Genomic DNA, 13,922 nt, shown 5'->3' with positions numbered 1-13,922 from the left:
ACGCGAGTGAGCGCAACCGCGCGCGGATAAGGTCGTTAGGTGTCAACTAACAGTCCCGCTTCAGAAGCAGGCGGTAATCACCAACCCAAGCTGGCCACCGTCTGGCCGGGAAACCCGTATCCGCTCGGCGCGTCCTACGACGGCGCAGGAACCAACTTCTCGTTATTTTCCGAAATCGCCGAGAAGGTCGAGTTGTGCCTGATCGACCATCACGGCTGCGAGTCACGGATTCCCCTGGAAGAGGTGGACGGATTCGTCTGGCACGCCTATCTGCCCAACATCACCCCCGGCCAGCGCTATGGCTTCCGGGTCTACGGCCCGTTCGACCCGGCGGCCGGTCACCGCTGTGACCCCAGCAAGCTGTTGCTCGACCCGTACGGCAAGGCTTTTCACGGCGACTTCACGTTCGGCCAGGCACTGTTCTCTTACGACATGAAGGCGGTCGACCCGAACGGGCCCAACGCCGACGGGCTCGACCCGGGGACTCCCCCCATGGTCGACTCGCTGGGCCACACCATGACCAGCGCGGTGTCCAACCCGTTCTTCGACTGGGGATCGGACCGCGCCCCGCTGACCCCGTATCACGAGACGGTCATCTACGAAGCCCACGTCAAGGGGATGACGCAGACCCATCCCAGCGTCCCCGAGGAGCTTCGGGGCACCTATGCCGGCCTGGCCCATCCGGCGATCATCGACCACCTCAAGTCGCTGCGGGTCACCGCCATCGAGCTGATGCCGGTGCACCAATTCATGCACGACTTCCGGCTGCTGGACCTGGGTTTGCGAAACTACTGGGGATACAACACATTCGGGTTTTTCGCACCGAACAACGAGTATGCGGCCAACCGAACGTCCAGCGTCCCCGAGTTCAAGTCCATGGTGCGCAGCTTCCATGAAGCCGGCATCGAGGTGATCCTCGACGTGGTGTACAACCACACCGCCGAGGGCAACCATCTCGGTCCGACCATCAACTTCCGCGGCATCGACAACGCCGCCTACTACCGGCTCGTCGACACCGACCTGCGGTTGTACAAGGACTACACCGGCACCGGCAACAGCCTGAACCCGCGCCACCCACACGTGCTGCAGCTCATCATGGACTCGCTGCGCTACTGGGTGACCGATATGCACGTCGACGGGTTCCGCTTCGACCTGGCCGCCACGCTGGCCCGCGAGTTGCACGACGTCGACCGATTGAGCGCGTTCTTCGATCTGGTGCAGCAGGATCCGATCGTCAGCCAGGTCAAACTGATCGCCGAGCCGTGGGACGTCGGCGAGGGTGGCTACCAAGTCGGGAACTTCCCGGGTTTGTGGACCGAGTGGAACGGGAAGTATCGCGATACTGTGCGTGACTACTGGCGGGGCGAGCCCGCAACCCTGGGCGAGTTCGCTTCCCGGCTGACCGGGTCGTCGGACCTGTACGAGGTGACCGGTCGACGGCCCAGCGCCAGCATCAACTTCGTCACCGCGCACGACGGGTTCACGCTCAACGACCTGGTGTCCTACAACGAAAAACACAACATGGCCAACGGGGAGGACAACCGGGACGGGGAAAGCCACAACCGATCGTGGAACTGTGGCGTCGAAGGCCCCACCGACGACCCCGACATCATCGAGCTGCGCTGCCGCCAGATGCGCAACTTCTGGGCGACGCTGATGCTCAGCCAGGGCACGCCGATGATCGCCCACGGTGACGAGTTCGGGCGCACGCAGAACGGCAACAACAACGTGTATTGCCAGGACTCCGAATTATCTTGGATGGACTGGTCTTTGGTCGACAAGAATGCCGACCTGCTGGCGTTCGCCCGCAGGGTGAGCACGCTGCGCAAGCGGCATCCGGTGTTCCGCCGGCGCCGGTTCTTCGAGGGTGAGCCGATCCGAACTGGCGACGAGGTGCGCGATATCGCCTGGCTGAATCCGAGTAGCCGCGAGATGACGCACGAGGATTGGGGCGAAAGCATTCACAAGTGTGTGGCGGTGTTCCTCAACGGTGAGGCCATCAGCGCACCCAACGCACGCGGTGAACGGGTCGTCGACGACTCATTCCTGTTGTGTTTCAACGCCGGTGAAGATCCGGTGGAGTTCGTGACGCCGAACACCGACTATGCGAAAGAGTGGACCGTGGAACTGGACACCAATGAACCGACGGGCCGCAAAGAGGGAGCCGACCAGGTGGTGACCGCCGAGGAGAAGGTGTCGCTGCCCTCGCGCTCCCTGCTGGTATTGCGTAAGACGCAGTAACGCATGGCTTTGCCCGTCATCGCCACCTACCGGCTGCAACTGCGAGGTGAGGCCAGTGGGTTCGCGTTCACCTTCGCCGACGCGGAAAACCTGCTCGACTACCTGAACGACCTCGGGGTGTCGCACCTGTATTTGTCTCCGATCATGACCGCGACCACGGGGTCGAGCCACGGGTACGACGTCACCGACCCCACGACGGTGTCACCCGAGATCGGCGGCGCCGACGGCCTGGCGCGGCTGTCGGCGGCGGCGCGGGCGCGCGGCATGGGCCTGATCGTGGACATCGTGCCCAACCATGTCGGCATCGACGCGCCCCGGCAGAACCCCTGGTGGTGGGACGTCCTGCGGAACGGCCGATCTTCGCCTTACGCAACATATTTCGACATCGATTGGGACCTCGACGACGACGGTCGCATCGTGTTGCCGGTGCTGGGCTCCGACGACGACGCCGCCGGCCTCACCGTCGACGGTGACCTGTTACGCCTGGGCGATCTGGCGTTCCCGATCGCGCCCGGCACCGCGGGGGGCACCGGCCCCGAGGTGCACGACCGCCAGCACTACCGGCTGGTGGGCTGGCGCAACGGCGTCTGCGGCTACCGCCGCTTCTTCTCGATCACCTCGCTCGCGGGGTTGCGTCAGGAGGATCGTGCCGTCTTCGACGCCACGCACGCCGAAGTCGGGCGGTGGTTCGCCGAGGGGCTCGTCGACGGCATTCGCATCGACCACCCCGACGGCCTGTCCGACCCGTGCGGGTATCTGGCATGGCTGCGCGAACTGACCGGCCCGCAGGCCTGGATCGTGATCGAGAAGATCCTGGCCGTCGACGAGGCGCTCGAGCCGACCCTGCCCATCGGCGGCACCACCGGTTACGACGTGTTGCGCGAGACCGGTGGCGTCCTGGTGGATCCGACGGGCGCGCCGGCGCTGACCGCGCTGGTGGAGTCGGCCGGCGTGGACTACCAGGCGATGCCGGACATGCTGGTGGACCTCAAGATCCGCTCGGCCACCGACACGTTGGCCAGTGAGCTGCGCCGACTGCGCCGCAGCATCGTGGCCACGGCGGGCGCCGACCACCCGCAGCTGCCCGAGGCGGTGGCGGCGCTGCTCACCCATATCGGGGTGTACAGATGCGACTACCCCGGCCTGGTCGCGCTGCTGCCGACAGCCCTGGCCGAAACCGAGGCGGCCGCACCGGAGTTGGGACCCGCGCTGCAGGTGCTGGCCGCGGCGCTGGCCCGCGGCGGTGAGCCTGCCACCCGGCTGCAACAGCTGTGCGGCGCCGTCACCGCAAAGGCCGTAGAGGACTGCTTGTTCTACCGTGACGCCCGGCTGGTTTCGCTGAACGAGGTGGGCGGCGAGCCGCACCGCTTCGGTGTCGGCGCGGCCGAATTCCATCACAGCGCCGCCACCCGGGCCCGGCTGTGGCCGCAGACCATGACGACACTGACCACCCATGACACCAAGCGCGGCGAGGATGTGCGGGCCCGCATCTCGGTGCTGTCGCAGGTGCCGTCGCTGTGGGCCGAGTTCCTCACGCGCTGGGAGATGGCCGCGCCCTCCCCCGATCCAGCGACCGGACAGTTCCTGTGGCAGAACATCTTCGGCGTGTGGCCCGTCAGCGGCGAGGTCACCGACGCACTGCGTGACCGACTGCACGGCTACACCGAGAAGGCCATCCGGGAAGCGTCCTGGCACACCTCGTGGAACGACCCGGATGCCGAGTTCGAGGACGCGGTGCACCGGTGGCTGGACACCGTGCTCGACGGCCCGGTGGCCGGCCAGCTGACCGAGCTTGTCGCCCAACTCAATCCGCATGCCGCCAGTGACGCGCTGGCCCAGAAGCTGCTGGCGCTGACCGTGCCCGGGATTCCGGACGTATATCAGGGCACCGAGCTGTGGGACGACAGCCTGGTCGACCCGGACAATCGCCGGCCCGTCGACTACGCCGCCCGTCGCGCGGCCCTGCAGGCGTTGGAGCATCCGAAGATCCGGGTTGTCACCACCGCACTGCGCGTGCGCCGTAACCATCCGGACGCCTTCCTGCACGGCGACTACGTCCCGGTGCTGGCCGCCGGAGACGCCGCCGATCACGTGTTGGCGTTCCGGCGGGGCGAGGACATCGTGGTGGCGGTGACCCGGTGGACGGTGCGGCTGACCGAAAGGGGCTGGGGTAACACGGTGTTGCCGCTTCCGGACGGTACCTGGAAGGACGCGCTCACCGGGGCGATCGCCGACGGCCCGACGTCGGCGACCCAATTGTTCGCCGATCTGCCGGTGGTTCTGCTGGAGCGCCACCATGACTGAATTCCGGGTCTGGGCGCCCAAACCCGCGCAGGTTCGGCTCGACGTCGACGGCCGGGCGTACGCCATGAGGCGCTCGGGTGACGGTTGGTGGCATGCGAGCGTGGACACCGCGCCGGACGCCCGCTACGGCTACCTGCTCGACGACGACCCCACCGTGCTGCCCGACCCGCGGTCGGCGCGCCAGCCCGAGGGGGTACACGCTCGCTCGCAGTTGTGGGATCCGGCCGCCGCGACGTGGACCGACACCGGGTGGTCCGGCCGCACGGTTGAGGGCGCGGTGATCTACGAGCTGCACCTGGGCACGTTCACCGAAGCCGGCACGTTCGACTCGGCCATCGAGAAGCTGGACTATCTGGTCGATCTGGGCGTGGACTTCGTGGAGCTGATGCCGGTGAATTCCTTTGCCGGCACCCATGGTTGGGGATACGACGGCGTGCTGTGGTACAGCGTGCACGAACCCTATGGTGGCCCAGACGGGTTGGTACGCTTCGTCGACGCCTGCCACGCCAAGGGTTTGGGGGTGCTGATCGACGCCGTCTTCAACCACCTGGGCCCGTCGGGCAACTACCTGCCGCGGTACGGCCCCTACCTGTCGTCGGCGAGCAACCCGTGGGGCGAGGGCATCAACATCGCCGATGCCGATTCCGACGAGGTGCGCCGCTACATCATCGGGTGCGCGCTGCGCTGGATGCGCGATTTTCACGCCGACGGCCTGCGGCTGGACGCGGTCCACGCGCTGGTGGACACCACCGCGATCCATATCCTCGAGGAGCTCGCCACCGAAACGGACTGGCTGGCACAGCAATTGGGGCGCCCGCTGGCGCTGATCGCCGAGAGCGACCTGAACGACCCGCGGCTGATCACCCCGCGCGATCGTGGCGGCTACGGCCTGACGGGGCAATGGGCCGACGACATTCATCACGCCATCCACACCGCGGTGTCCGGCGAGCGTCAGGGCTATTACGGCGATTTCGGCGGCCTGGCCACCCTGGCGCAGACGCTGCGCCACGGCTTCTTCCACGCCGCCACCTATTCGTCGTTCCGGCATCGCCGCCACGGGCGGCCGCTGGACACCAGCGAGAAATCCGGCATCCCGGCCACCCGGCTGGTCGCCTACACCTGCACACACGATCAGGTCGGCAATCGCGCGCTGGGAGATCGCCCGTCGCAGAACCTGACCGGCGGCCAGCTGGCCATCAAGGCCGCGCTCGCGCTCGGATCTCCCTACACCACCATGCTTTTCATGGGTGAGGAATACGGGGCATCGACCCCGTTTCAGTTCTTCAGCTCGCACCCCGAACCGGAGCTTGCGCGGGCTACGGCCGAAGGACGCAAGGCCGAGTTCGCCGAGCACGGCTGGGACGCCGACGAGATTCCGGACCCGCAGGATCCCCAGACGTTCGCGCGTTCCAAACTGGCCTGGGCCGAAGTCGACAGCGGCGAGCACGCCCGGCTGCTCCGGCTGTATCGCGACCTGATCGCGTTGCGGCGCAACCACCCCGACCTGGCCGATCCCTGGCTGGAACACCTCGCGGTCGACTACGACGAGGACGAACGCTGGATCATCGTCTCTCGGGGCCGGTTGCGCATCGCGTGCAACCTCGGCGCCGAGCAGGTGAGGGTCCCGCTCGGCGGCGACGTGGTGCTGGCCTGGGACGAGCCGGCCGTCGATGCCGACGGGACTGTGCTACAAGGCCATTCGGTCGCCATCCTGTCGGTCTGAGCGGGCTGTGGATAACTGAATAGCGGGGCGGCGGGCCCACCCCCGATGATTCCGCCATGAATCAATCTGAATTCGGTCACCCATTGCGGCGGATCTGTCTGTGCAAGCCGCGCCGCCGCGCCACCAATCAGGCGTCGGGGCGCCGCACCGTGCGTCACGACATGCCGCCGTATCCCAGCGTGGAGCTGTTGTGGAGCGGTCCCGGGCCGGGCGCCACCGACGATGACGAGGGCGCTTGAGCTGCGGCTACACAATTGCCCGCCCGGCCGGATGCACCGCCCGGGCTACCGCATCGGCGAGTGAGTCGATCTCGTCCGGGGTCACGTCGGAGATCGTGATGCGGATGCCCGCCGGCGTGTTCATCCGGAACCGGCTGCCCGGTGCCGTCGCCCAGCCCGCGCCGAGCAGCCGAGATACCGCGACCGCCTCGTCGGGAACCGGCACCCACACGTTGAGCCCCGAGCGGCCGTGCGCCGGGAGGTCGCGTTCGGTCAGGGCGTCGCAGAGCCGTTGGCGGCTGTCGGCGTAGTGCCGCTCGGCCGTCGCGACCAGCTCCCCGGCCGCCCGGTCGGACCACATGTCGACCGCGAGCCGCTGCAGCAAGTGGCTCACCCAGCCCGGCCCGAGCCGCAACCGGCCGTGCACGCGCTCGATCGTGCGGTGGTCGCCGGCGACGACGGCGACCCGCAGGTCGGGGCCGTAGGCCTTGGACGCCGAGCGGACGAACGCCCAATGCGCGGTGCAGCCGGCCAGGGTGTGCAGCGGTGCTCCGGAGATGCCCGCGCAGTGGTCGTCTTCGATCAGCAACAGGTCCTCGGCCCGCCGCGTCAACAGCGGACGCAGCGAGTCGGCGCGTTCCGCCGAAAGCGCAGCGCCCGTAGGATTTTGGGCGCGGTTGGTGAGCACCAGCGCACGCACCCCACTCCCCAGCGCTCGGGCCAGGTCGCCGGTCAGCGGGCCGTCGTCGTCGACCCGCACCGGTTCGGCCGAAAGCCCCAGTGCGGCAAGGAGATCGAGGAGGTTGGCCCAGCCCGGATCCTCGACGGCGACGCGATCACCCGGGCGCAGCTGCGCGGTGAGCGCGCGTTCGATGCCGTCCAGCGCGCCGCTGGTCACGGCCAGGCGATCGGCGGGGATCCCGTCCGCGGCCAGCGCGCGGCGGGCGAATTCCTCCAGCGCTGGCGAGAGGGCCGGCTCGCCGTAGAGCACGGGGCGCCCGGCGCCCGGGCCGACCAGCGCGGCGCCGGCGATGGGCAACAGGTCCGGGTGCGGGTTGCCCGTCGACAGGTCGCGCACGCCCGCCGGCAGGTCGAGGCCCAGCAGCGAGCGCGGGCTGGTCGCCGGGCGATGGCGCACGCGGGTGCCGCGCCGGCCGGCGGTCTCGACGGCCCCGCGATGACGCAGCAGCCGGTAGGCCGCGGCCGCGGTGTTGGCGTTCACGCCGAGCTGGACGGCCAGCTCGCGCACCGGCGGGAGCGCGTCGCCGGGCGCCAGGGTGCCGGCCGAGATCGCCGCTTCGATGCTGGCGGCTATGGACTCCGCGCCCGTTCCGGTTATGCTGCTTTGTACTGGCACGCAACATATTATGTACTAGGACAAATTAAAGGGCAATCCTGTGGACACCGCATACCAGCCGACGGCACGCACCACCCCGACCCGCTACCGGCAACGCGCTCACTACGAGCGCAGCGCCATTCACGACATCCTCGACGAGGCGTTGATCTGCCACCTGGGCTACTCGAGCGCCGGTCGGCCGGTGGTCTTACCGACGACCCATGCCCGGCTCGACGAAACGCTCTACCTGCACGGTTCGACGGGCGGCGGCCCGATGCTGGCGGCCAGAGCGGCACAGGCGTCGGGGTCGGGCCTGCCGGTCTGCGTCACCGTCACCCTGGTCGACGGGCTGGTGCTGGCCCGATCGGCGATGCACCATTCGGTGAACTTCCGCTCGGTGGTCGTGGTGGGTGACGCGCGCGTCGTCGACGACGCGGCGGAGAAGTCGCGGGCGCTGAGCTGCCTGATCGACCACATCGCGCCGGGACGCGCCGCCGACTGCAGGGCGCCCGACGCCCGCGAGCTCGCCGCGACCGGGGTGCTCGCGCTCGACCTCGTCGAGGTGTCGGCGAAGGTACGCAGCGGTCCCCCGGCCGACGATCCGGAGGACCTTGCGCTGCCGCACTGGGCGGGCGTGGTGCCACTGAGCCTGACGACCGGAACGCCGGTGCCGGCCGACGATTTGACTCTCGGCACTCCCGTGCCCACGTACTTACGGAAGCGTCGCCGCTGAGCCGCGTGCCCGTCGGGTGTTGTCCCACCAGGCTCCGACGAGCATGACGGTGCCGGCCCAGGCCATTCCCAGCAGCCAGCCGGACAGCACATCGCTGACGTAATGGACTCCCAGATAGACGCGGGAAAACCCGACGACGAACGTCACGCCGCTCGCCATCGCCCATACCACCACGCGCCCGGTCCACCACGGGACGAGCCAGCGGGTGAGCAGCCACGCGGCGATGGCCATGCTCGCGGCGGTGCCGGTCGCATGTCCGGAGGGAAACGAATACCCGTCCGCGTCGATGAGGGCGAACGGTAGGGACGGGCGTTGTCGGCCAACCAAGACTTTGGCCGAGAACAGCACCACGGGAATGCCCACGCCGGCAACCAGGGCGAGCACCACGGGCCGCCACGACCTGCACCGCCAACCGGCAACGATGGAGATCGGTAAGGCGACCGCGGCCAGGAAAAGCGGGCTGCCCGCGCCGGTGACCACCCTCAGGACGTTGGTCAGCCACAGATCGCGGTGGGTCGCAAGCCACCTCGTCATCGGTTGGTCGAATCCGGCGATGCCGTCGCCCTCGAGCACGTCATCGAGCACCTCGGTGAAACCGACCGCCAGCGCCACGACCACGACCAGCCCCAGTAGCAGGGCCACACCGGCGACCTCGCTTACCCCCAACCGACGCGCCAGCGCCCGCTCCCTGGCGCCGATCCGGTCGCGCACCCAGGTCAGCGCCTCGCCGATCACGGCGTTGTCGGACACCCTCCGCCAAAGCCCGGCTAACAGGCGTCCGCGCCGAGCGATCCATATCGCCGCCCACGCCAGCAGGATCAGGCAGGCCACCAAGCCGGCGCTGACTAGGCCGAAACCGCTGGTCCCGGGTCCATACGGCGGGCTCATGTATCGCGGACCCGGCCGCTAGAGCAGCAGGTACCGGTAGGCAGGCGAGCCCGGTTTCAGGGTCTCGACGTGCAGCTCCGTCGCACGCATCCGGGCCAGCAGACCGTCCAGGTCGGCCGAGGACCCCAGCTGGATGCCGACGAGCGCCTCACCGGTCTCCCGGTTGTTGCGCTTGACGTACTCGAACAAGGTGATGTCGTCTTCCGGCCCGAGCACCGTGTCGAGGAAGCGGCGCAACGCGCCGGGCTCCTGCGGGAAGTCCACCAGGAAGTAGTGCTTGAGGCCGAGGTGGACCAGCGAGCGCTCGAGCACTTCGCCGTAGCGCGAGACGTCGTTGTTGCCGCCCGAAATCAGGCACACCACAGTGGATCCGGGCTCGACGTCGGCGTCCAGCAATCCGGTGACGGACAGCGCACCCGCGGGCTCGGCGATGATGCCCTCGTTCTGGTAGAGGTCGAGCATCGCGGTGCACACGGCGCCCTCGTCGACCGCGGTGATCGACACCATGTCGCCGGCGGCCGCCAGCGCGGCATAGGTCAGGTCGCCGGCCCGGCGCACCGCGGCGCCGTCGACGAACTGGTCGACGTGGTCCAGCGTCACCGGCTCACCGGCGGACAGCGCGGCCATCATCGCCGCTGCGCCCGCGGGCTCGACGCCCAGCACGGAGGTGTTGTCGGTGCGTTCGGCGAGATAGGTGGTGATGCCGGCGATGCAGCCGCCGCCGCCCACCGGGACCACCACCAGATCCGGCTCGCCAACGGACTGGCCGAGCTGATCGAGCACCTCGACGGCGATGGTGCCCTGGCCCGCCATGGTGCGCGGATCGTCATAGGGCGGCACCAGGGTGGCGCCGGTGCTTTGCACGTCGGCCAGCGCCGCCTCGGCGGCGAGGTCGTAGGTGGTGCCGCCCACGATCAGGTCGATGAAATCGCCGCCGTGGTAGCGGATCCGGTCGCGCTTCTGCATGGGCGTCTTGGCCGGCACATAGACGCGGCCGTGCACCTCCAACATCCGGCACGCGTAGGCGAAGCCCTGCGCGTGGTTGCCCGCCGACGAGCACACCACGCCCGCGGCCAGCTCCGCCTCGGACAGCTGGACCAGCAGGTTGTACGCGCCGCGCAGCTTGTAGGAGCGCACGATCTGCAGGTCCTCGCGCTTGAGATACACCTGCGCGCCGGTGATCGCCGACAACCGGTCGCTGAACTGCAGCGGGGTCGGCGTGACCACCGTGGCGATCCGCTTGGCCGCGCTGTCGATGTCAGCCGCGGATAACGGCGACACGCTCGGGTGATGGCTCAATTCGGCGGACACTGATCAATGGTGCCACGACAGCCGACCAACTCCGGAATTCAGTCGACCGGGGTCAGCACGAATACCGGGATCTGGCGGTCGGTCTTGGTCTGGTATTCGGCGTAGTCGGGCCACGCCTCCACGGCGCGCTCCCACCAGGTCGCCTTCTCGTCGCCGAAGACCTCGCGGGCGTCGTAATCGCGAGTCACCGAGCCGTCCTGCAGCTCGACGCGGGGGTTCTTCTTGATGTTGTGGTACCAGACCGGGTGTTTCGGCGCCCCGCCCAGTGAGGCGACGACGGCGTACTGGCCGTCGTGTTCGACCCGCATCAGCGGCGTCTTGCGGAGTTTGCCGGTCTTGGCGCCGACCGTGGTCAGCAGAATGATCGGCTTGCCCTTCATGTCGGCGGCCTCGGCTCCCCCTGACTCGGCGTACTTGTCAGCTTGCTCGCGAGACCAATCCAATGGCGACGGTTCATATTCTCCGGTAAGCGGCATGCCATTCACTTTAGGCGCGTGTTTCCCGGTCCCGGCGGCTCATCGCACTGGCCGCACCTGTCGTAGCGGTCACGAGAAGACAGGCACATGCACAAATGCCCGCCTCTCAGCGACAACCGTTGTCGCTACGGGGCGGCAAAAGTCACACTCTTCCGCGGACCGGCGCCATCACGGTGCCGCCCCGGTGAGGTAGTGGGCGAGCACAGGGCGCAACCACTCGGTCAGCGTCGCGTCGTCCATCGCGGCCAACGCGGGCACCCCGACGACGTTGCGCGCCATGGCGATTCCCAACACCTGCGATCCCACCATCGCGGTCCGCTCGGCGGCGCGGTCGGGGGTGACGGTGGTCAGGGCCGGCGCCACCTTTTCGACGAACACCTCCAGGAGCGCGTCGGCGGCGGTCCGGTTGGTGGCGGCCGCGCGCAGCAGCGGCAGGAACGACCCGGCCGGATCCCACACCCGGATGAGGAACGGCACCAGGACGTCGGCGATGCGTTCCGGGGCCACGCCGGTGAGGTCCGGGAAGGTGATTTCGAGCCGTGAGACCGCGGCGAACAGGTCGGCCTTGTTGCCGAAATAGTGCATGACGAGTGCCGGATCGACGCCGGCCTCGGCGGCGATCGAGCGGATGGTGGTCCGCTCGAAGCCGTGGGTGGAGAACAGGGTCCGCGCCGCGCTGAGGATCGTCGCGCGGGTGACTTTGCCGTCGCGGGTGGGCATGCCGAAATTGTAGTTCAACAACTGTTGACATCGCTAGCAACCGGGCTTACTTTGATTTCAACAGTTGTTGAATCGGTTGGTCGAGGAGGCACAGGCATGACCGTGACCGTCATCCAGATCGGGCTCGATCCCGACGTGATCGACTACTCGTCACCGGAGTTCGCCCAGTTCGGGGGTCTGTCGAGGGAGGTGCTGCGGGCCGCCAACGACGACAACGTCGCGGGTCTGCGCGCCGCCGGCTACCAGGTCGACAACTGCCTGATCGAATTCGGCGCCGCCGGCGCCGCGAAGGCCGGCGAGCGGCTGCGCGCCAAGCGCTACGACGCCGTGCTGATCGGCGCCGGGATTCGCCTGGTCGCCGGCAACACCCTGTTGTTCGAGTCGATCGTCAACAGCGCGCACATCACCCAGCCCGGCTGCCGCTTCGTCTTCAACCAGGCGGCGCAAGCCACCCCCGGCGACATCCGTCGCTGGTACCCGCAACCGGAAGGAGCGGTCCGATGAGTACAACCACTGTTCGCGACGTCGACGTCCTGGTGGTGGGAGCCGGCCCCACGGGCCTGACCGCCGCGGGTGACCTGGCCCGCGCCGGACGGTCGGTGACGGTGCTGGAGCGCTGGCCCGCCGAAAACCCGACCAGCCGCGCGTTCGCCGTCATGCCCCGGACGCTGGAGGTCCTCGACGCGCGGGACGCGGCCGACGAGTTGCTCGCGGTCGGGCAGCGCGGACCGGACGTGACCCTGTTCGCCAAGGCCCGCCTCGACCTGACCCGCCTCGATTCGGCCTACCCGTTCGTCCTGATCACCCCGCAGACCAACGTCGACGCGGCGCTGCGCCGCTACGCGGTGGCCGAAGGGGCCGACATCCGGCGCGGCGTCGAGGTGGTCGCGCTCGAGCAGGACGCCGCGGGCGTCACCGTCATCGCCCGCCCCAAGGGCGACGGCGATCCCGCACACCGGCAGACGTGGCGGGCGCGGTACGTGATCGGCGCCGACGGTGCGCACAGCACCGTCAGGACGCTGCTGGGCGTCGACTTCCCCGGCAAGCCGGTGCTGACCTCTCTGATGCTGGCCGACGTCAAGCTGGCCCATGGCCCGTCGCGCGGTGGCCTGGTGGTGGGCACCACCGGTGACGTGCTGGGGTTTCTGGCCCCGTACAACCGCCACGACGAGGACGGCTCGTGGTACCGGGCCCTGGTCTGGGACCGCGACCACCAGCTGCCCGACAGCGCTCCCGTCGAGGACGCCGAGATCATCGACGTCCTGGCCCGTGCCATGCGAACCGACTTCGGCGTGATCGAGATCGGCTGGAAGTCGCGATTCCATTGCGACGAAAGGCAAGTCGCGCAGTACCGGCACGGACGGGTGTTCCTGGCCGGCGACGCCGCGCACGTGCACTCACCGATGGGCGGCCAGGGGATGAACACCGGCATCCAGGATGCCGCGAACCTGGCCTGGAAACTCGACGCGGTGCTCGGCGGCGCCGACGACACCCTGCTGGACACCTACCAGGAGGAACGCCACCCGATCGGCAAGCGGGTGCTGTTGCAGTCCGGGATGGTCGCCCGGGGCGCGACCCTACACCGGCGGCCGGCGATCTGGATGCGTAACCTGTTGGTTCCCAACCTACTTCGGATACCTGCGGTGCAGGACTTCGTGGGCGGCAGCTTCGCGGGCACGACGTTACGGTACGGCCGGCGCGGGCTGGTCGGCACCCGTGCCGCCACGATCCCCCTCGTCGAGGGACAGTTGACGCATCTGCAGCGCGGCGGCGGCTTCGTCTTCATTCGCGAATACGGCGCCGCCCCGATCGAGACACCCGGGATGCTGCAGGCCCAGCGGGCCGATCACGGGCCGGCCGTGCTGGTCCGCCCCGACGGCTACATCGCGTGGGCCGGTGCGTCGGCGCAGGCGCCGGAGCGGATCACGAACATGGCGGCGGCCGCGGCAACTACCGTGCACGCGCGGTGATT

At 68.7% G+C, this 13,922-nt stretch carries 12 protein-coding genes; 7 read left to right on the top strand and 5 right to left on the bottom strand.

Going from position 1 to position 13,922, the window contains the following annotated elements; genetic code table 11:
• The first annotated feature begins 39 nt into the window (after positions 1–39).
• From glgX to ACZYVJ_RS00190, 4 genes are read left to right on the top strand one after another with little or no spacing between them, the layout of a single operon-like run.
• Positions 40–2,241, top strand: coding sequence for a glycogen debranching protein GlgX (gene glgX / locus ACZYVJ_RS00205; RefSeq protein WP_463829158.1), 2,202 nt, complete (start codon positions 40–42; stop codon positions 2,239–2,241).
• 3 nt (positions 2,242–2,244) lie between these two features.
• Positions 2,245–4,545: a malto-oligosyltrehalose synthase gene (gene treY, locus ACZYVJ_RS00200; protein ID WP_463829157.1), complete on the top strand. Its 2,301-nt coding sequence runs from the start codon at positions 2,245–2,247 to the stop codon at positions 4,543–4,545.
• On the top strand, positions 4,538–6,268 hold the full coding sequence (treZ, locus tag ACZYVJ_RS00195; protein ID WP_463829156.1) for a malto-oligosyltrehalose trehalohydrolase: 1,731 nt from the start codon (positions 4,538–4,540) through the stop codon (positions 6,266–6,268). The genes treY and treZ overlap by 8 nt, the downstream gene beginning before the upstream one ends.
• A gap of 56 nt (positions 6,269–6,324) precedes the next feature.
• Positions 6,325–6,507 carry a hypothetical protein gene (locus tag ACZYVJ_RS00190; RefSeq protein ID WP_463829155.1) on the top strand — a complete coding sequence of 61 codons (183 nt, stop codon included), beginning with the start codon at positions 6,325–6,327 and terminating at the stop codon, positions 6,505–6,507.
• Between the two features lie 7 nt (positions 6,508–6,514).
• Here the strand turns inward: ACZYVJ_RS00190 and ACZYVJ_RS00185 are convergent, their stop codons facing one another.
• On the bottom strand, positions 6,515–7,843 hold the full coding sequence (locus tag ACZYVJ_RS00185) for an aminotransferase class I/II-fold pyridoxal phosphate-dependent enzyme (RefSeq protein WP_463829154.1): 1,329 nt from the start codon (positions 7,841–7,843) through the stop codon (positions 6,515–6,517).
• Positions 7,844–7,883: 40 nt separating this feature from the next.
• Here ACZYVJ_RS00185 and ACZYVJ_RS00180 point away from each other — a divergent pair, with 40 nt between their 5' ends.
• Positions 7,884–8,555, top strand: coding sequence for a pyridoxamine 5'-phosphate oxidase family protein (locus ACZYVJ_RS00180; RefSeq protein WP_463829153.1), 672 nt, complete (start codon positions 7,884–7,886; stop codon positions 8,553–8,555).
• Here ACZYVJ_RS00180 and ACZYVJ_RS00175 read toward each other — a convergent pair.
• From ACZYVJ_RS00175 to ACZYVJ_RS00160, 4 genes are all read right to left on the bottom strand, one after another.
• Positions 8,535–9,443: a phosphatase PAP2 family protein gene (locus ACZYVJ_RS00175; RefSeq protein WP_463829152.1), complete on the bottom strand. Its 909-nt coding sequence runs from the start codon at positions 9,441–9,443 to the stop codon at positions 8,535–8,537. The genes ACZYVJ_RS00180 and ACZYVJ_RS00175 overlap by 21 nt on opposite strands.
• Before the next feature lie 18 nt (positions 9,444–9,461).
• The gene (ilvA, locus tag ACZYVJ_RS00170; protein WP_463829151.1) at positions 9,462–10,754 is read right to left on the bottom strand and encodes a threonine ammonia-lyase; all 1,293 of its coding nucleotides are present in this window, start codon (positions 10,752–10,754) and stop codon (positions 9,462–9,464) included.
• 38 nt (positions 10,755–10,792) lie between these two features.
• Positions 10,793–11,230, bottom strand: a complete 438-nt coding sequence (locus tag ACZYVJ_RS00165) for a nitroreductase family deazaflavin-dependent oxidoreductase (protein WP_463829150.1) — start codon at positions 11,228–11,230, stop codon at positions 10,793–10,795.
• Positions 11,231–11,398: 168 nt separating this feature from the next.
• Positions 11,399–11,950: a TetR/AcrR family transcriptional regulator gene (locus tag ACZYVJ_RS00160; RefSeq protein WP_463829149.1), complete on the bottom strand. Its 552-nt coding sequence runs from the start codon at positions 11,948–11,950 to the stop codon at positions 11,399–11,401.
• A 96-nt stretch (positions 11,951–12,046) separates the two neighbouring features.
• Here ACZYVJ_RS00160 and ACZYVJ_RS00155 point away from each other — a divergent pair, with 96 nt between their 5' ends.
• Both ACZYVJ_RS00155 and ACZYVJ_RS00150 read left to right on the top strand, forming a co-directional pair.
• Positions 12,047–12,454 (top strand): hypothetical protein, encoded by a 408-nt coding sequence (locus ACZYVJ_RS00155; RefSeq protein ID WP_463829148.1) that lies wholly within the window; start codon positions 12,047–12,049, stop codon positions 12,452–12,454.
• Positions 12,451–13,920: an FAD-dependent oxidoreductase gene (locus ACZYVJ_RS00150; protein ID WP_463829147.1), complete on the top strand. Its 1,470-nt coding sequence runs from the start codon at positions 12,451–12,453 to the stop codon at positions 13,918–13,920. Before ACZYVJ_RS00155 ends, ACZYVJ_RS00150 begins: the two co-directional genes overlap by 4 nt.
• Positions 13,921–13,922: the final 2 nt, after the last annotated feature.

It is taken from the genome of Mycobacterium sp. IDUB_3 (genome assembly GCF_055419585.1).
Note: the sequence above shows the minus strand (reverse complement) of the source record. Positions and strands in the feature narration are given on the sequence as shown.